The organism is Sulfuricurvum sp., assembly GCF_028710345.1.
Lineage (GTDB): Bacteria > Campylobacterota > Campylobacteria > Campylobacterales > Sulfurimonadaceae > Sulfuricurvum.
The window spans coordinates 1-20,488 of sequence record NZ_JAQTUH010000021.1; the positions used below are offsets into that span (position 1 = coordinate 1).

Annotated in this window: 13 protein-coding genes; 2 read left to right on the forward strand and 11 right to left on the reverse strand. The window is 35.7% G+C overall.

The window, feature by feature from the left end:
- Window positions 1–513: 513 nt before the first annotated feature.
- From PHC76_RS13870 to PHC76_RS13920, 11 genes are all read right to left on the reverse strand, one after another.
- Window positions 514–1,218: a SprT family zinc-dependent metalloprotease gene (locus tag PHC76_RS13870; protein WP_300210522.1), complete on the reverse strand. Its 705-nt coding sequence runs from the start codon at window positions 1,216–1,218 to the stop codon at window positions 514–516.
- Window positions 1,163–4,237: an HsdR family type I site-specific deoxyribonuclease gene (locus tag PHC76_RS13875; RefSeq protein WP_300210523.1), complete on the reverse strand. Its 3,075-nt coding sequence runs from the start codon at window positions 4,235–4,237 to the stop codon at window positions 1,163–1,165. The genes PHC76_RS13870 and PHC76_RS13875 overlap by 56 nt, the downstream gene beginning before the upstream one ends.
- Window positions 4,234–4,941, reverse strand: coding sequence for a hypothetical protein (locus tag PHC76_RS13880; RefSeq protein ID WP_300210524.1), 708 nt, complete (start codon window positions 4,939–4,941; stop codon window positions 4,234–4,236). The genes PHC76_RS13875 and PHC76_RS13880 overlap by 4 nt, the downstream gene beginning before the upstream one ends.
- The gene (locus PHC76_RS13885) at window positions 4,938–5,924 is read right to left on the reverse strand and encodes a cyclic GMP-AMP synthase DncV-like nucleotidyltransferase (protein WP_300210525.1); all 987 of its coding nucleotides are present in this window, start codon (window positions 5,922–5,924) and stop codon (window positions 4,938–4,940) included. Before PHC76_RS13885 ends, PHC76_RS13880 begins: the two co-directional genes overlap by 4 nt.
- 10 nt (window positions 5,925–5,934) lie before the next feature.
- Window positions 5,935–6,912 (reverse strand): patatin-like phospholipase family protein, encoded by a 978-nt coding sequence (locus PHC76_RS13890; RefSeq protein WP_300210526.1) that lies wholly within the window; start codon window positions 6,910–6,912, stop codon window positions 5,935–5,937.
- Window positions 6,909–8,111 carry a restriction endonuclease subunit S gene (locus PHC76_RS13895; protein WP_300210527.1) on the reverse strand — a complete coding sequence of 401 codons (1,203 nt, stop codon included), beginning with the start codon at window positions 8,109–8,111 and terminating at the stop codon, window positions 6,909–6,911. The genes PHC76_RS13890 and PHC76_RS13895 overlap by 4 nt, the downstream gene beginning before the upstream one ends.
- A 1-nt stretch (window position 8,112) precedes the next feature.
- Window positions 8,113–9,600: a type I restriction-modification system subunit M gene (locus PHC76_RS13900; RefSeq protein ID WP_300210528.1), complete on the reverse strand. Its 1,488-nt coding sequence runs from the start codon at window positions 9,598–9,600 to the stop codon at window positions 8,113–8,115.
- The gene (locus PHC76_RS13905; protein WP_300210529.1) at window positions 9,597–10,181 is read right to left on the reverse strand and encodes a restriction endonuclease subunit S; all 585 of its coding nucleotides are present in this window, start codon (window positions 10,179–10,181) and stop codon (window positions 9,597–9,599) included. Before PHC76_RS13905 ends, PHC76_RS13900 begins: the two co-directional genes overlap by 4 nt.
- A gap of 97 nt (window positions 10,182–10,278) precedes the next feature.
- Entirely contained in the window at window positions 10,279–15,153 is a 4,875-nt protein-coding gene (locus PHC76_RS13910) for a DEAD/DEAH box helicase (protein ID WP_300210530.1), read from the reverse strand.
- The gene (locus PHC76_RS13915) at window positions 15,146–18,697 is read right to left on the reverse strand and encodes a hypothetical protein (protein WP_300210531.1); all 3,552 of its coding nucleotides are present in this window, start codon (window positions 18,695–18,697) and stop codon (window positions 15,146–15,148) included. The genes PHC76_RS13910 and PHC76_RS13915 overlap by 8 nt, the downstream gene beginning before the upstream one ends.
- A gap of 236 nt (window positions 18,698–18,933) precedes the next feature.
- The gene (locus tag PHC76_RS13920; RefSeq protein ID WP_300210532.1) at window positions 18,934–19,863 is read right to left on the reverse strand and encodes a WYL domain-containing protein; all 930 of its coding nucleotides are present in this window, start codon (window positions 19,861–19,863) and stop codon (window positions 18,934–18,936) included.
- An 82-nt stretch (window positions 19,864–19,945) separates the two neighbouring features.
- Between PHC76_RS13920 and PHC76_RS13925 the strand changes: the two genes are divergently transcribed.
- Window positions 19,946–20,068, forward strand: a complete 123-nt coding sequence (locus PHC76_RS13925; protein ID WP_300210533.1) for a hypothetical protein — start codon at window positions 19,946–19,948, stop codon at window positions 20,066–20,068.
- Between the two features lie 13 nt (window positions 20,069–20,081).
- On the forward strand, window positions 20,082–20,303 hold the full coding sequence (locus tag PHC76_RS13930) for a hypothetical protein (RefSeq protein ID WP_300210534.1): 222 nt from the start codon (window positions 20,082–20,084) through the stop codon (window positions 20,301–20,303).
- The last annotated feature ends 185 nt before the right edge of the window (window positions 20,304–20,488 follow it).

The window sequence follows — 20,488 nt, forward strand, 5'->3', positions numbered from 1 at the left end:
ATTTAAAAAATCTTCCAGTGATTCGGCGGCTACTTCTTGACGTACTTTAGAATATCGTATGAGCGACATTTGTTAATAAAAGCATCAAAAACTGAAATGACTAGCTAGTTCTCTATGAAATAATAAAAATGTCATATTAATTACAAAAAAAGGAGAGTAAAAAAGAGAAGAATAGATTAAATACTATGAAAGCATACGCATTCTTTTATCAAACTAAATACAAATGCAGATAAGTCAATATATCTATTGACAGTAAAGTGATACCCGTTTTTGGCACCCATTGTGTTTTTCATAAAAAAATAATATAAACTTTTATGATTTTAAAACCTAACTAAAGTACTTATTCATGGGTATTTTAAGGGGGTGGTACCAGTGGGCACTACATTCCACTCCCTATTTTACGCTATTTAAAAGATTTTAATATTCAAAAAGTACATTATAGAGTACATTAAACAATTTTTAATCAATATATGTGTGATTTTGGAATTATTTCTTCTGGCTTTTAACCAATTATCAACTTGATTCTAATTTTTCTTTTCTCTTCTGCCAATCTGGCATGTGTAAACTCAGATAATTGTAGAAGCTTTTACTATGGTCATTATAGATCAAATGAACCAATTCATGAAAAATGACATACTCGATTGAGCTTTTTGGTTTCTTGATAAGTTCAAGATTTAGATTGATATACGATTTCTTTGGGTTACAAGATCCCCAACGAGTTTTCATTGATCTAATCCGAACTGCTTTGATCTCTAGTTTGACGATAGTGTTATATTTTGCAATATTTTTCTGAAAATACTCGATAGCCCTAGATTTATACCAATCATTGATAAGCTTTTCTTTCTTGCTATAGTCATTTTTGTCTTTAACAAAAAGCTCAAAATATCCACGATTCAGTCGAGCTTTCTCTTCATTTGATTCGATCACCTTTAGGCGATAATTCCTACCGAGATATACAAAGCTTTCACCACTCACTAGCTCTTTTTTTGGTTGGGTATTTTTTTGAAAGATTGCAAGCTGCTGTTTGACCCAATTGGATCTTTTATATAGAATATGGTCAATTTCTCTATCCGTCATATCAAGAGGCACCGTTAGTAATACTTCTTGATTTGGTTTGACTTTTAAATTGGCGTGCTTGATATCCTTATAGATGATTGTAATGTTATCTCTTTGCATAGTTGTTGATGCCGATGGAACGAACTTGGGCGATGATGTCATCTAAATCCGCAAATTTAATATTGTGGGTACTCTCTAGCTCCCAAAGCAAATCGTCAATCTCTTGATCGATAGCATTTTTTACATCATTATTATTTTCCCAATCAGGTTTTTTGGATGCTTCTTTAAATATAGAGTCCACTTTTATGACAACTTCGATAAATGTTTCAGTAGGTAGATCCTGCATGTGTTGCTTCAGGTTATCGTAAAATGATCGAGCTGTAGGGTTATGTTTGATCTGTTCCGGGTATTCGTCAAGATCGTCACTATTTTTTTGCATCAATAGTGAACGAATATCTTTTGCGTGTTTGAGTTTGTCTTCATCACTGAGCCGCCCCTCTTTATACTCATCCAAAATCTCTTGGATGCGTTTAGAGAGCTTGTCGTAATACGCCGGATTTTGCTCACGACGTTCAGAAATAACTTTTGTACTTGCACTAATGATAGTATCTGCTCTGGCATTGTCTCCCACAACACGATCAAGCTCTTTTTCAAAGTCTGCTTCAAAGATATTAACGAGCTTGGTGAGTTGATTAACCTCTTCGGCACTGATGAATGTATCCAGAAGTTTTTGCATCTGCTTTTCGTATTTGCCGAAATCTACCTCTTCGTGGTAGCGGATTTTGACACTTTTACGGAGTTCACTGTAGAACTTCATAGCCCTTTTATACTCTTCGATTTCTGCTTTAGTGAAGACTTCTGTGATCTTGTCGCTGGATAGAGCGAGCTTGAGTGCTCTTGCGTAAGATGATAGGAGCTCATAAAACTCTTTTCTCTTATCCTCATCCCCCAAGAAAACTTCATAACTCTCTTGATCATTTTTATTGTCTACAAGGTCAAAAAGCTCTTTGAGATGAGAATAAAATGTTTTTACTCTCGCCACTTCTTCTTTGATGTCGATGACAGCACCCAAAAGATCCTCTTCTTCGAAGCCATCGAGTGAACTGTATGAAGTTAGAGCTTGGTCAAGATTTCCTAAAAGCCCTCGATAATCAACAATAAATCCAAAGTCTTTTCCATCATACAAGCGGTTTACACGCGCAATAGCCTGTAAGAGATTATGCTCTTTGAGCTCTTTGTCAATGTAAAGTATCGCGGCTCTGGGTGCATCAAATCCGGTCAAAAGTTTATCGACTACGATCAGCAATTCTATCTCATCACCCTCAATAAATTCGTCTTTGATCTTTTCGAGGAAGCGTTCTTCGTCACCATACTTTCTAATAAGTTTATTCCATGCTTCGATAACGAATTGTTTATTGCTTTCATCGACTTCGTCATGTCCTTCACGAGTATCGGGAGCCGAAATGACAAAAGAGGTTTTGATATTGCCAAACTCTTCGAAAATAGAGTGATATTTGATCGCTTCGTATTTACTGCTGGTAGCCAGCATCGCTTTGAATCCTGTCCCCTGTATGTTTCTAATGAAATGTTCATTGATATCGAGCGCGATCATCTCCAGACGTCGTTCACTGGAAGCGATTCTCTGAAATCTCGCCCATTTTCTTTTCAGATCCATTTTTTGTTCATCATTTAGATCGCGAGATATCATCTCAAATCGACGATCCAGCCCGTTTTGATCATTAACCCATTGATCTACCAATCTACCTTCATACAGCAACGGTAAAACCGCATTGTCTCGTACTGCCTGATCGATTGTATATTTGTGGATCAACCCGCCAAATTTAGCGATAGAGCTTTTCTCACGTTTGAGCAGAGGTGTTCCCGTAAACCCGAGATAGCATCCGTTGTCAAACACTTTTTTCATTGACTTGTGTAGATCACCGCCTTGGGTTCGGTGTGATTCATCCACGAGCACGAAAATATTTGGATCATCCAAGACGATTTTTTCTTTTTCAACCGTTTCAAATTTATGAATCAGAGTGGTTATGACGCTCATGCCCGATTGTAGTTTTTCAATCAAATCATGACCGCTGCTGGCACGTCCCGCTTTGATTTCACTGTTGGCAAACGTTGTATGTATCTGTCTATCCAAATCCGTTCTATCCGTGACCACAATGATTTTAGAACCTGCGATATCCCGTTTGATCACTTTTGTAAGCATTGCCATGGTGAGTGACTTCCCGCTTCCTTGTGTGTGCCAAACAAGACCTCCGCCGCGTCTACCGGTATTATCAAACACATTTATCTTTTTAACGATTTCTTTGATCGCAAAGAACTGCTGATAACGAGCCACTTTCTTGATCTTATTGTCAAAGATGATATAAGAGTGCAAGATTTCGATCACGCGATTTTTGCTAAACAGTGCAAAAATAGTTTTGTCCAGTGCACTAACAGATCTGTTTTCTATGAGATAATTCGGCTCATTTTTAAACTCTTCCTCTTCCCATACAGCATAGAATTTTTTAGGTGTCCCGGCAGTTGCGTATTTAGGGCTATGGTTATTTCCGGCAATGGTGAGTTGAATGTATTTGAAGAGATGAGGAATTTCGTCTTTACCTTGATTGCGGATCATTTGGGAGATACCTTGCTCCGCGTCTACACTTGATTTTTTCAGCTCGATCACAGCAAAGGGAATACCGTTGATAAATAGTACCAAGTCAGGGCGTCTTGTCTTCTCAACTTCAGATGTAATTTGGCGATTGACAGTGAACTCTTCTGTGACATGAAATATATTGTTTTCAGGATTTTTGAAATCGATATACTGGAGAGAGAAGCTTTTTTTGACACCATCGATCAGCTCTTCATCATAACTGGTTCCAAGCATGAGTTTGTCACTGATTTTTTGGTTGGCACTCATGAGTCCTTCATTGAGTGGTACATTGAGTTCTTCGATCGCTTTGGCGATGTTTTTTGGGGAAAATGTATATTCTACCCCTTTATATTCGAAACCATTTATTTTTTGCAGTTGTTCGAGGAGAATGTCTTTTAGTATTACCTCTCCGAGTTTGCCATTGCGAATTTTTACATTCTCTTCTTGGCTAATGTAGGTATAGCCCATATTCTTTAAAAGTTCTATAGTGTTGTTTTGAATAGTGGTTTCATTGGAGATATTTGGGTTCATCTTGTTGCCTTTATCTTTGCACAAGTTAATGCACGTATCTTTTTAATTCCTTGCCATGATCTTTTATGACAATTTCTAAATTTACCTTCTGATTTATTTTTATTTTTACTTTCGTCACATATGCATTTGTTTTGTCGATAAATAGAGATGAGTTTTCGAAGAGGTATATTATTCTTTTTCATGATGTTATAAACTTTTTTAAAATCAATATTTTCTTCTTCTTCAATATATTCTAATATTCCTAACATGCCATGAGAATATTCGCCCCAAGGTGCTTGTTTGTATTTTTCATAATAACAAATCCAATATAAATAAGGTTCTAATAAATTTATAAAAAATTCTTGAATATTAAATTGTTCATTTGTAAAAAATGATTTTTCTTTTGGATAAACAGTTAAACAAAAAGAACCATCAGAATTAGTATGTAGCTGATCCATTTTTAGGTTTAAAGACTTGGCAATATTTTCAATTTTATTATCTAAACATTTAACTTTTGGAAGTATTGACTGTTCATTATGACTTAAAAAAATTTCTATATTGAAACTATCAAGTATAGTAATATTATTGTATGTTCTTTGGAAACAAATTTCACCACTTAATTTATTTGGTGAAATTGTTATATTCGGATACTCATTTTGTATCCAAAGTTGATCACTCTTTGAAAGATTTATTTTATAATTTAATTTTTTTATTTCGTCAATCATGTTCGCCAAGGCTGATTAGGAGTTAATATTGCCGATTTAGCTACATTCTCAACTTGACTTTCAAAAAAGTCATCATTAAAAAACTTCTTCCAAATCAACAATGCTTTTTTCTTGTCTTGAGTGGTTTCTAATTCACTTAAATTTATACCTTTAGTTGAATCAAACATTTCAGTTAATTTATCATATAAATTTTGAACTTTATTTTTATGTTTATCGCTAGAGGTAATTTCTTTACCATTAGTAGGATTATTAACTATTTTATTAAAGTATAATCTACTTTTTATTGCTTTAATCGTTTTATAAAACGACTCATCATCACGATTTAATACACTAACATAACATTCTTCAGATAAAATAGAAAGAATCAATCCACTTGGCATATTCCATGAGTTTCTGCTTCTAGCCCATTTTTTCAATAGTCTAACAACTCGTCTAAGTTGTTTCCCATTATTTACATCTGGACTTTTGTCAATTACAGCTTTATTAAACCATTTTGTAATAGCTTCAGGGTTAGATTCTTCCCAATTTGAACTTGCTAATTCTTGTATTTCAGCACCACTATCATTTGTATATTTCCTATAAATAGCCATATCAACATGATGCCCTTCTTCATAGTAAACTCTTACACAATTTTTTAATACCTCGGGTTCTTTTTTGAACCTATCATCTTGCATAGCTTCACAAACCATTTTTCTAGTATCAAGTGCAGTTTTATCTCCACCTTGAGTACCTTTTAGTGCATCTTTTGTAAAAATAATTCCAATATCTATATCATAATCATTATCTGGATGCTGAATGATTGTACTCATTGCATATGATCCTTGATTTATAGAGTTACTATATTGTGGATTTGAGTTTTTAATCAATCCATTTGAAAGTCTAGTTAAATTTGATTCTCTGTATTCACCTAGTGTTTTCCAAACATCTTTCAATCTAACTTTTTCATTATAAAAGTTAGTTATCTCTTTGTTGCAATCAATCATCTCTTTACTCCTATAAATTATTTAATACCCATGTGGTTTTAGCTTGATCCAAATCAGCTAAATTTTTTAATAAATCAATCTTATTTGCATCATCTAGTTGTATTTTTATACCTAAATTAGGATTTATTCTTTCATATTGATTTTTACAGCCAAGTTTGTCCATTAAGAAACTTGTTTGAAATTCAGCCAAAGCAACTTGTGAGTTCATAAGAATTTCAACCAAAGGAATCGAACCATTTTGTCTCAACCACTTAATTGTTGTATTTTGCAATGGTTCAACATCATAAGGAATTTCACAAGCTTTCCCTGTTCCAACCGATAATAAGACTACATCATCTTTGTTTTCATGTTCTGTAAAAGAAAAACTATCTATCAGAGCTACTAATGATGGATTATTTGCCACAATTCCACCATCTATTAAGTTACTAGAGTATTTAAGTTTTTCTTTTACGGGGAAGTAAGATGGTGCCGAAGCCGAAGCAATAATTGCATTTGACAATAATTCATCTTCTCTAGGCTTATTTTTGTGATTATAAGCCGATTTATGAAATCGTGGAGTCATAGTGGTAATATCAACACTTGTAATCAATAAATGAGTTTTAATATCTTTTGGATATTCAAATGTTAGTTTTTTAAAATGATTTTCTGCTCTTTCTACTAATTTGTCTTGTTTATATTTTGTACGAAATATATTAAAAGGAAAAAAATCTAGACATTTATAGTTTTTCATTTCATCTGAAAAAATTTCTTTGATATCTTCCTCGTAAATTTTTCTTACCTCCGTAGCACTTTTTCCAATAGCTAATAGTCCAGCGATAATTGCACCAGTCGAAGTTCCAGCGATTAAATCAAAGTATTCTCCTATAGGTTTATTAGAACCATCTCGATTGTTCAGTTGTTTTTCTACATTTTCTAAAATCATAGCAGTTAAGTACCCTCTGACACCACCACCATCCAAACTTAAAATTTTCATTTTTTGATTATTCATACTTTAACCCTCACTTCTCCAGTTAGTAATTTTTGCATAAGACCTTTTTTCTGCTGTTTTAACTCTTGAAGCTCGTTTTTTAGAAGGTTGATTTCAGCATCAGCAAGACTTAAACCTTCTGCTATTTTTTGTTGTTCTGGGAGTGAAGGCATGAGAATTTGAATTTTTAGCATTTCACTTTTTGTTAATTTTGAACGAGTTCCACCACCAACATAACCAGTAATATTTTTATGGACTAACGAGTAAAATAAAAACTCATTTATTAGAATATTCTTTTTTCCTCTTAAAACATGAGTATGATTATTAACCCAACATTTTCCATATGAAATATTAGCAATAGGACGAGTATTGTATTCATTAAAATTTCCACCATCTTCAGCTAATAAAACAATAGTTTCATCAAATATATAATTATTAATATAATCCATAATATTATTAGCACCCCAATATGGTATATTTCCTTGAAGTTTCTGTCTTTCTTCATCATTAAGTGGTTTTCTCATGTTATCAAGACAATCACAAGTTTCTCCCAATCTCACTTCTTCCCACTCATCAGTAAACCCATCAAAGCGAACTTCACCGCTTAAAAGCTTTTGCATAAGCCCTTTTTTGGACTGTTCTTTTTCTTTGATCAGCTCTTCTTGTTTGATAATAGCTTCATCCCAAGTAGCAAGAATTTGAGCTATTTTTTGTTGTTCTTGATATGATGGTAATGGTATTTTGAGTTCTGCAAATTCACCTTGTCCTAGTGTTTTATTGCGTCCTGCTCCACCTGGAGAAGCGAGTTCAAGCAAATATTTTCCTCGCTTAGATTTAAATAAATAAACCAAATAATCAAGATCTAGTACATTCTTTTGAGGCTTATACATTGGAAATCTATGCGAAGCGATCATTCCGATTTCATTTACTGTTGTTTTGCCAATAGCTTGTTCCCATGCAAATACAATATTGACAATAAAGCAGTCAGGTTCAATCCAAAATACTGATTTATCTCCTATCTCATCGATAGTAGTAAACTTTTTATAGAAAAGTCCCTTACCATGAGAACGAATCCCAATTTCTTGGTAATTCTCGTCAGGTTTTACTTCGAGAGGCTTTCGTACTCTTTTCAGTACCTCGTCGATTCGATATAAATTCCAATCTGTTGGGATGATTCCAACTTTAGTTTTTTTATAACCTGTTGGTACAATTGCTTCCATACTAAAGCCCTAGCTCTTGGAGATATTCACTCATTTTGGTTTTGATAGTTGCCAATTCAGCTTCCACCTTGGCAATACTTATTTTTGTCGCTTCGATATCGACTGCTTCTTCCTCTTCGAATGTGTCTACATATCTAGGAATATTGAGGTTGTAGTCGTTTTCTTGGATCTCTTCCAAAGTCGCTACATGAGAGTACTTTTCTATCTCTTCTCTTTTGTGATAAGTATTAAGAATTTTTGCTATGTATTCATCAGCTAAGTTATTTTGGTTTTTAGCCTTATCAAACTCACGGCTTGCATCGATAAAGAAAATGTCTTTATGGGTTCGGTTCTTTTTAAATACTAAGATTGTCGCTGGTATACCGGTACCAAAGAAGAGGTTCGCCGGCAATCCAATGACGGCATCAAGCAGGTTTTCATTAATTAATTTTTCTCTGATTCTTCCTTCACTGGCACCACGAAACAACACACCATGTGGGAGTACAACACCCATTCGCCCTTTTTCATTGAGGCTTTTGATCATGTGCGTAACAAAGGCATAATCCCCTTTGCTTTTTGGTGGTAAGCCGTAATCATTAAATCTTCTGTATGGGTCATTTTCTGCAAAATCCGCACCCCATTTATCGAGACTAAACGGTGGGTTGGCAACTACTACGTCAAATTTCATTAGTTTGTCATCTTCGACATGTAGAGGATTTCTAATAGTATCTCCCCATGCGATTTTTGCATCGTTAATCTCGTGCAGATACATATTCATCCGGCATAATGCGTGAGTTTGTCCATTTTTCTCTTGTCCATAGATGGCAAAATTTGGACTTCCTACCTCTTGACTTGCCTTGATTAGAAGTGATCCAGATCCACATGTCGGATCATAGATGCGATCTCCCTCTTTAGGTTCTACGAGTTTTGCCAGAAGCGTTGAGACTTCACTTGGTGTAAAAAATTCTCCACCTTTTTTCCCCGCGTCACTCGCAAAATGTGCGATTAAGTATTCATAGCTATCTCCGATAATATCTTGACCAGTGAGTTTGCTCGGGCTCAAATCCAGTCGCGAATCGCTAAAATCTTCGAGAAGATGTTTTAGGATTGCATTTCTCTCTTTGGTATCGCCGAGAATTTTTTTGTCATTAAAATCAACGTTCCTAAAGATCCCTTCGAGCTTTTCTGGGTTGTCTTCCTCTATTTTTTCAAGGGCTTTATTGATCACGTCACCAAGATTGTTTGCCTCTTTATGTTTGAGTAGATATTCGAACGTGCAGCTCTCATCGAGAACAAATTTTTCTCTCTGGAGTGCTCTTTGTACCCGATCTTCATCGCCGTTGTATTTTTCATTGAGGGTTTGAAGTTTCTCTTTATAGAAATCCGATAGATATTTGACAAATAGCATACTGAGGACATAGTCTTTATACTGTGAACTATCCATTGTCCCCCGAAATGTGTCACACGCTTTCCATACTACGTTGTTAATTACTTCTTTTGTTGTTTTCATTTATTTATTTCCTTATTTAAAATAGTGTCGAGCAGTTCGTTTTTGAATTGGGTTTTTAGAGTTTTGAGTTCTTCTAATAGTTCGATTTCTTGGTTGGCAAGATTGAGTATAGATACGATTTTCTCTTGAGTGTGCAGAGATGGAAGAGTTATTTCCAAATCAGCTAATTCACTCGCTTTGAGCATTTGTATCGTTGTGCCTTGCAGCTCTTTGTGAAGTCTTTTTTGTGCTTCATTGGAGTTAATATAGTGTGTAAGGTAACTGCTATTGACTTCCTTCTTTGGTTTGATAATTGCCATGAGTGCTGGAACAAGTAAGCCAGAGCTTTTCTTATCAATATATACGGCAGTATTTGGTTCTCTCAATCTGACCAAAATATCACCTTCTTGTGTGATGTAGCTTTCATTCAACTCTTCATTGGCTATAAACTCATCGAGCTCATCATGAAATAAATGACCCGTTGAAGAGAAAGCTTTTAATGTGACCGTTTTGTATCTAAAAAATTGATCATCATGAATGTCACCTTTTTTACGAGCTAAAGGCAAACCAATTCTGATGATTGATAGTTTTTCTAACTTCATCACTGCTCCAATTGTTTTATTTTAGAAATAATACATTATTAAAATGCATCTTGTCAAGTAGTTTTTGTATTATTCCTATAGTAATACATATAAATTACTATTTTTTAAATCTTTTCAACCTATCATCCTTGGTTAATTCTTCTTTTACAATAGTTGCTGATTTTTTTTTGGCAGTTGTTTTATTGTTCACGAGATCTTTGTTCTCTAAATACTGCAGAGTCTCTTTTCTTGGAAGTGGTTCATTCGTATTCATTGTCACAATACATTTAATACACCCATGTAGACACTCGTCATCGTGCTTTTGATCAATAAATAATCTTTCTGTAGCTTTAAGCATCCAACTTTCCCACCGATTTTTGGCCAAATCGTAAACATACCCTACTCCACCAGATTGATTATCGTAAAGCAGAATGTTAAAGTAGCCATCAGATTCTAGAACCAAAGAACTTATCTCTCTTTCATCAATACCTAACTCATCTGCTCCACTAAGTTGAAATGCATTCGACAAAGTTTGTGCTAATAATATTCCATCAATTTTTCTCTTTGGTATGATCAAAATAGCATCTGTTGTCATTTTGGCTAACAGTTGATGATTTCTCCAAACTGTGGGTGTAGTGTCCAGACATTTAATGGAATTCGATTCGCTATATATTGGTGGGTGTTTTTTGAAACCATTTGGAAGTTTGTCATAAGTCCCATTTTCAGCTTTATCGTTCTCTGATACGGTATATCCGCATTTGGTACAAACAGCAAATCCTAATCCTTTATCGCCTTTGTTAATGCCATAAATTGTAGCTTTATCTTTGTAGACGACAGAAAAATCTTCATACTCAAAAACAACATCACTATCTTCTCTATTATGAATGGCACTATGGATTTCTAATTTACCTACTTTTTCAGGATTGCCAGCATCATAGGATAATTTATCCGATGCTGCTGTGATGTAGCCATATTCAGGAATTAAATAATGCGATGATGGGCGAATGATTCCTGTACATCCTGGCATATTACATTCATGTACTTTTGTATAAGGTGAAGTGAAAAAATGGCCATTTGAACACGTATAAATGAACCCTTTTTCTCCAAATGCTTCATCCAAATTAGTTCCGGTGAAGTGTTTTGAAATCCCTTTGGATTCAACCAACATACCACCTGCAAGAATTTTTGATCCTGGCACGTATTCTGATAATGCCAAAAAGCTTCCTCGGGATAGCTCAAATAGCTTCTTGCCATTGATTACCTGCAAGGTTTTCACATCTATAGGAAACCCATACTTAGGTAATACCTGTGCATTGGAAAAAACTTCGATAAGGCTTTCCCCATGCTTTTGTTTGATACTGTAGCGAATCGCATTTTTATGGCTGGCCGATGTCGCAAAATTCCAATCTGCATAGAGTGCTTTTAGATTGTTCAAATAGTCAGTACTAATCCCATCGATCGCATTATAAAAGTTACGGATTAGCGCTTTAAACTCTGGCTTTTTATTCGTATATTTGAATATATCTTCAAAGATTTCCTCATCTGATAAAGTTACTGCGTAAGAAGATAAAAACTTGAGGAATTGTTGACATATCGAATTCTCATCGACATCCAATTCAACACGTCCATAGGCATTATCCGTGTGTTTTGGAAGTTCGTACACCCCCACAAAATATCCCATGCTTTTAAAGGAATCAAAAATCAATCCATCCGCACTGACATTATTCTCATAAAATTTGCTCAGCATATAGGAATTCAAGTGCCTGATTGCAAGCTTCTCTTTTTCCAATGAGATAGTCAATTTTTTATGCGGTTTATCAAGATAAAACTTGAAATTTCTAAAGACATTTTGATCGAAATGACGAGTTTTCGTGTAGGTTAAAATAATCGATGACCCGTCAGTTCTACGGCCAGCACGACCTGAACGTTGAATGTAGTTAGCTTTGTTAGGCGGCACGTTCGCCATTAATACACCACTTAATCCACCGATATCGATCCCGACTTCAAGCGTGGTTGTGGCAGAAAGTACATTTCTCTTTCCTTGAATGAATAAATCTTGTAGCCGTCGATTTTCTTGTGAGGATAACTGGGCGGAATGCTCTTCAGCCCATAGCCCCATGCTTAATTCCAATGATTCATCACGATAAAGTTTGCGATAGCGTGAAAAATAGGGATCTTTGTCTAAATCATCTTGAGTAACCGCTTGAAGCTCTGTTATACTGTTTTGATGAGGGATTAGTCCATCTACAGTTTCTTTCCAAAGTGTGTTGTTAATGGTATTGAGGTGCAGATTTTCAGGCTGGCTTATCGTAAATTGATGAAATACCAATCTAAAAGCTTCCACAATCCTGTCATCTTCTGTTTGAATTTTCCCCCATTCTACCCATTTGATATCATTACGTTTAGCTAATGACATAAACGTGTTGTAAACTGCTTCCAAAAAATTATAAACATTATCCTCAGAATCTTCAATATTCAGATTACTCAGAATTTGCGCCGTAAACTTGTAAACAGCATTACGCGATGTTGCTTTTAAATTGAAAAGATTTTTATTCTTTCCATTAAAAGTAACATAAGTTCCAAGTCCCATCAATCTTGAATGATAGTCCTTATAGGTTGTATCGGATGACTCAATAGTAACAGATCTTAGTTTCCTAAAAAGATAAATAAAACTTTTCATAATTGCGACATAGTCAAACTTATAGCCCAAAAAGTATCTGTCTAAATACGTTTTCAAATCATCTGCATCAAGCTGAAATTCAAATCCAATTAATCCAATGCTTTCAAGATTCGTTTGTTTTTCATTTGGTACGCTTAGAGCCTCTGCAAGTTTTAAATATACAGATGTGGCAATGCCATCTAAATTTTTGTTATGTGCAAGCTGTTCTCGTTCATCAGGAGATTGATCTTTCATCCTATCACGATCAAAGAACTCACCCAAGAGAGGATGCTTTTCCAAAGCTTCAACAAGTGAAACAATGGAAATTCCTGAATACATTTTGGATAACTCTGATTTCGCCTCGTCGATTTTTTCTTGTATTCTAATACGTACCAATGGATTATCTGTCTCACTCAATTTTTTTTCGTTGGCCCGTATCTCTTCTTCAAAAAAATCTCTTAACCCATTATCTTTTGATCGCATCGAAATTTGAGATACCGTATCTATAATGAGCCGTCGGAATAGTTGAGTTTCATGCTGTGACGTAAGTAAAGGTCCTAATCGTGCAGCAGCGCTTCTACTGTCTGAAAAAGCCAGCAACCTTCTTCCTTTGGCTGGTAAGAAGACATTAACCTCTTTATCGATCTCAGGCATATTGACCAACATGGTTTCCGCAACAAGAGGAATAAGAAACTGGTCGCTTACATCCAAGCTATAAAACTCATCGTTGGAACAAACAGGACATTCTGAATGTCTATAAAATTGATTGTTGAAATCATATTCTGAACACTTTTTACCATTCACGTCTATGTAAACTGGTTCCGAAGATTCCATTTTACTAAGCAACAAGGTTCCTTCTTTCTCAGATAATCTAGATGGGTACCTTTCTAAAAACAATGTATCTTTATCATTAAATGACCCACAATAGAAGTGTTCGCCACATTCAGAACAACGGACAAGATTCAATGTAGGGCTTTTGCATGTTGTACAGTTATAAAATAAACCGTGGTGTACCTTCCCAATCCCCTCAATTTTGGAATCTGAACAATGGGGGTTGGAACATACCGAAAATCCTTGAGAACTCCGCACCTGAAGATGCATTTTATGGGGAAGCAATGGCATTTCGTTATCATTCTGACGAGCTTTTGCACCAATGGTAAAGATGTTCAGTAATGTCTGTTCATCCATTCCATTTGCAAAAATCCCTAGCAATTCATTTAAGGTGATAGCGTATTTTTCGGCCAATATTTTAAGTATTTTTGGGAAAACTCTATATCCTTGGAATTCATTATACAATTCAAAATTTGATTTTTTAACTAAATCCGAGATGTCGTGAAACTGTGCTACCTCACCGTTAACATCTATATCAGTAGCGATTTCTTTGAATTCCTTTTGGCCCGCTATGCTTTGAATGTTCTCTTTATTAAAAAATTTACTGAAAAAGTTCCATTGCTCTTCTTTATCCTCTGATATAGTAGCAGTGGTCGCAATATGAAGAATACTGGAGGTCTTCACTTTGGCTTTGGCAGCTACACGTTTGAGAAGCATGGATACCTCGGCCGCAAGCGTTCCTGTATATAGATGCGCCTCATCGACAATGACAGTTCTAAGCGCGTTTCCAATCAGAGGGTAGTCATTAGGCCTAGAGAGTATGTACTCTAACATGGAATAATTGGTGATCATTATGTCGGGTGGATTATCACGAGCTTCTTTCCGAGTTCTGACAAAACATTTATCTTTGAATTCTTCGGTAGCGTATTTTTTGTCTTCTGGAGTTTCGCTGTTGTAGAAAAACATCCTAATGTTAGATTGGCCTTGAAGATAGCTATATAACCGTTTATTCTGATCTGCGACCAATGCATTCATAGGATATAGAATAATTGCCCTAACTCCTTTTTCATCAGCTTTTCTAGGCTTAATGACCAAATCATTGAGCATTGGCAAAAGAAATGATTCCGTTTTCCCTGATCCTGTGGGCGCGGTAACGACGATTGCAGGCTTGTTATTCTCCTCCATATCATTTACAAGCTTGAGGGTTTCATATTGGTGTTTGAATGGAAAATAATTAGGGTTAAATATTTTGTTCATATCCAAAAGTTCAATAAATTTTTTGCTCAAAAATGGGATATTTCGCAAAATGTCTTCATGTTTTTTTGCAGAATAAGCGCCCTCAACTAAAATGTCTGATATAAGCCCATCCGCTTTTGTTTCAATGATAGCCCTTAATTCAGCCAGCATTGTAGTGTCGCGAATTGCGATATTTGAAATAATCGTTTCTTCTATTCGTTTTTTGAGATTGTCCGACAAAGCAATCGCATCAAGATATTTACCCATTTAATAATTCCTCTAACGCTTTTTTGAGATAATAATTTCCATTGATAGAATGCATAGCTACTTTCAAATTATGTTTATCGCGGCTTTTTACAGCTGTTGTATCAAATAGATGATCCACAATTCTTTGAACAAAGCTGTCATCAATTTCCCAAATAATCTCAGCTTCCTCTACCATTCCGTAAAAGTAACCAGCCAATCTTTTTGAAGCAGAAGATTTTAATAGATTAAACAGAATGATCGGAGTCTCAATCAGTTTATTATCGCACCCTGCAAGTATTAGCCCTTGAAGCACTTTTTCACTCTTCTCTTTGTCAAACATGACAGACATGAGAATATGTTCTAGCAATAATTTATGCTTTGAAAAATCGATTGCTAAATACTGGTTATTAATATTCAAAGAATCCGAATACAAAAGTAGATATGAGTCTTCGGGATTACTTAAGACGAATTTACGAAAATATTTAGAATTAGCATCGTCGCCTAAAAATGTGAAATTTCCCGCCAACAAATTTTTCATTATTTCTGGGTTATCTATATTTTGTATGTTCTTTAAAAGATCGTGGCGGCTGCAGCTGTCAATTACATGGCTCCCTGAGACTAATAAACATGACTCGATATCAAAATCGAAGTAATATTTGCCGCTCTCAATCTTTTCTTCCAATTCAGCCGAAGAATACTCGTGATAATTATAATGGCCATCTAAAACAATCAATTTTGAGTTTACAGGAGGGTGTTTATGAAAGTACAGGGTTTTCATGTCCCCCTCTTTAACAGACATATATTCTTGCGCGTCTTGATACTGAAACAACTCAATGAGCTCAGAATTGTAAAGATGTTCAGTCACAAATATAGATTCACCAAATCCTGATAGTTTTCCAAAATTGATTGACGTATTGGGGACGATTTTTTGATAAAGATACGATTTATTTTTGAGATACAGTTCTTCACTATGGCTCAAATCACTTAAAAAATATCGGTTGTTTTTTAAATCATTCCGATTCAATAAATTCTGCCGTTCAACCAGTCTTGCGCTTCCTTCTTTATCGATCTCAAAGAGTCTATATTGATGCGCTCTTTCAAAAAAATTGCAATAAACAACTTTTTTGAAAACCTTGTTATTATATTTGAGCATTAATGTATGTTTTGGAGAAGTTATCATTTCAGCATACAATGGTGCCTGAATAGAGTTTTCCTGAATGTCATCCTTATCGGCATAACCCCCAGAATAGGTCCACTTAATTACTTGCACTTCTTGAGGCAAAGGCTGTAAATCCACTTCATCGGTACTTGGATCAACATGCATTCGCATAAGAATAAAGGGATAGTCCTCGTCAATGATAAATGATTTATCCGATTTCGTATATAAAACGATCTCATCGAAGAAATCCGGCTTATGAACACTTTCTGAAAAATTCAACTCGAAAATAAATTCATCGTTATAAAAAATCTTACAGTCGTGTTTCGCACGGATCTCTGGAATTAAGATAGCATTGCTTTCAAAATATTCACGTTGATTATCTTGGTTAAATGGACAATCGAGATCTGCATCCATTAAGATGTGATATTTTTTATTACTATTCAATTTTTTGAAAATATTGGCATGTATTTCACCATCTTCATCGAATATGATAAGCTGTTCGCTGAAATCAAATAAAACAAGTTGCGTCGAATAGATAGTTTCATGATCTTCATTTCGTATTTCGAGACTGATCCTATTACTTAACGGGTTCCTGATAATCATTGGTGCTTCAAGTACCAACCGCTTTTCCGCATCCGCTAAAAGCAATCCAGCGTAATTATTATCAAGATAGATCTCATAACGATAGCCGCTGAGATTGAGCATATAGGTATCTTGGGCATTCACTGTAAAGCTCAATCCTAGCTCGTCATAATGAATATGGCTCAAATAAAACACATCCATATTCTCATCGGTTGAAATAATCAACTGTTTTTTATTCTTTTGCTTTGCTGCTTTTAGTAATACGTCCAAATCGATATGCTTGAACCATGGATTTGGTTTTATAAAGGATTTCATCTGTTCAGGAGTAATCAAATTGTCTCGGTATCTACGCAATGCCCTCCAGCCATCATTGAACTCGTGAGAGCAATTCGTTGATTCATGGTCTAATAATTCTGAAACTACGATTGGCATATTGAAATTAGAAAGCCACAGTTTCAAATTCGAAAAACTTTCATTAAGTAAACCGATTTGAAGCAGGATCGTATTTCTCAGATATTGGTGATCATCCCTATTGATGAAATCATTTCGCAAATTGAAGATCTTACAAGCTATGTTGATAGTATCTTTTAAGTACTGGTTTGGATAATCATTGGCATTAAAATAGTTATCTTTAAAAAAAGTAGTGATAGCTGAGTATTTGCCAAGATCATCAATAATGGGTTTCCAAATAGCGTGTTGTAATTGATCTTTGAGATTCAAAACAACATACGCCAAAAAAATGAAACCTGTAAACGCTTTTAATGACAAAGATTGACGATTTGGATGTGTTCTAAATCCAAAAAATATAGTTTCGATCTCTGCTGCAGTATCCAAATCTATATCAAGTTCGATGATTGAATGATGAGTATGACTGGCTAAGATTTCTTCTAATATTTTCAGAGTACCCTTGAAATCACCATATTCTTTAACAATCTCATCTATCGAAAACGCTAAGGTATAGCTTTCTCCGCATTCTTCATCTTGATGATTTTTATATTCTTTTTTATTGCTAGTTTCGCCTACCCAATCACTCCAATTTATCCATCCGTCGTTTTTATAGACAAACTGTGGCGATCGGGGAATATCATCAGGCTTAATAGGAAGATTCACAAATTTTTGATCAACATATTCTCGCCATTCGTCGTATCCGCTAAGCCCTAGGGTATGGACAAAAGATTTTGCTTCTTCGTAAGTCAACCATGTATCATCAGCAGTTCCATAATTAGTTTTTCGTTTTCTACCAGTCCCAAGCCAATCGCCCATGTCAACAAAACCATCATTCTCATAAACACGTGCCGGATCTGTAGGAATATCACTTGGCTTAGATTCATATCCTTCTAAAACTCCTTGGCAATATGCTCTCCACTCAACAGTTCCACCAAGACCTAAATTTCTTACAAATTCTCTAGCCTTTTTAAAATCACGCCAAGTCCTTCCGAGCCAATCTCTTAAACTTATCCATTCTGTTTTATATATTTCATGAGGGTTCCAAGGTATATTTTCTGGTTTTCTACGTCCTGGTAGTTTTCCTTGATAATATTGGACCCATGCCTTTACATCGGACAGATTTTGAGTTCTGATAAATTCTCTGGCTTCATTGAATGGCAAATATTCAGGAGTGCGTTGTTGTTTGATCCAGTCTATCCAGCCAAGCCAACCTCTTCGTTTGTAAACGACATCAGGGTTTGATGGAATAAAATCAGGTCTTTTCTCTTTACCTGGAAGTTCTCCTTTAGACCATAATTTCCATTCACGAGCATTTTGCAACCCTACATTTCTAACAAATTCTCTTGCTTCTTCAAATGGTAAATGGTCATTTTTCATTTTTTTACTTTGTCATTAAGATATGTGTTTGTAAATTAAATTTAAATAATAAGTAACGTCTCATAATAGCTTCAAGAGGCTGATACATTAATGAATCCGATACTTAGAACGCAAAAAACATCCATTGCGTAATCATTTCTTGAGTTCTCTTCATCCATGAAGTGCGTTTCATCGTGTAATCCTTTACGTTTTGATATTAGCAGTGTAAAGGAGCAGTTGGACACCATTGTGTCCGTTTACCCGATCAATTCTTCGATTTGACGGCTGAGGAAGCTATCGGCAATGCTTTTAGCTTTGATGGCTAATGATTTAGGAGAGGTGATGATGAGATCAGGCATCCATTTTTTGACCTCTTGCATGATCTCACGCTCTGAGGTGGCAAGGACTTCGATTTCTATACTCCCATCCTCATAAGTCTTGAGTATTCGCTGAGTACTGGCCAATAGTCTACGGTGGAAGTATTTGGCGATCTCAGGGGAGGCTTTGAGGGTCACTTCGAACGGTTCTTTGTCGGGCTCAAACCATGCGTTGATGGCACGTTCCAATATCCGGTACGTTGCATCGTTAGGGGTAAATGATTCTTCGGTGATTTCGAGATTATCGATCCCTTTGAAATAATAAGTTTTGAGTTTACTCTCCATGAACTCTTCACCATAGAGATACCAGTACCCTTCAAAGGAAACAATCTTATAGGGATGGACATGACGGAGTTTATTGTTGTAATGAAACCGTACCATCTTGTTCTCTAAAATAGCTTGTTCGATGATATGGAAGTGTCCGAGTTTATCGGAGATGTCTTCGATGATGGTTTTGGAATAGATGGGGTTTTTAGTATTGTTTTGGAGTTTGGAAAAAAGCGATTTGGCTTTAACCCCAAACTCGCTTCCGATCCCCTCTGCGATATTGCCCAGCATCTCCAGAACGAGTGCCTCTTCTGGGGTGCGTTCTTTGGTGAGTGAATGTCCCCCTTGCATCTTCCATTTGCTCCCCTGCTTCTCGATAGGGAAGCGGATAAGGCGCTGGTTGAAATCACGCTGAATGGTTTTAGTCGAGACATTGAACTCAGCAGCTAAATCCTGAACTGAAAGCACTTCTCCCTCATATAATCTTTGCAATATGATGGTGAGGCGTGTGAGGATTTTATCGTAGTCGTGAATTTGTCCCATGGTTTTCCTTTAACGGACACAGTGTTGTCCAATCAATGGTGCATCATACCAAAATCTAAATTAACACCGTAAAGGATATTCAATGGAATCATTAATGATCACGACTATAGCTCTGATATGGGTGAGTCTTAAAATCAAAGAGATGCATTCGCAAATGGGTATTTATGATGCCGTTAAAACCCTTACCTTCAAACTCATCGACTAATCAGGAGAAGATCATGATACAGAGTAATCTCTCATCGACACATACACAATACTCGCACCCAACTCATCAGGCCTATGGTCTCTCCAAGATGACCTCGTCGCTCTACACCCATCAAGGTAAACAGGTCTATCTGCTCGACACCTACACAAAAATGGGAAAACGGATCGCTCTTGTTATGGACAGCGAGGATGAAAGTATGTTTAAGGTGTTTTATGATGTACTTGAAAGATCATAATATTTTCTAAAAATAACTAAATATAGTGATTTTAAGCTAAGAGATATTAATCTATTAAGAATTATTATTTTTGGATAAAGGCACGCGTTGAGAATCCTCCACTTCTCCGACACCCATCTAGGGTTTAATGATCTTGAAGTCGTTAATGAATCAGGTATCAATCAGCGAGAAGCCGATTTTTACGA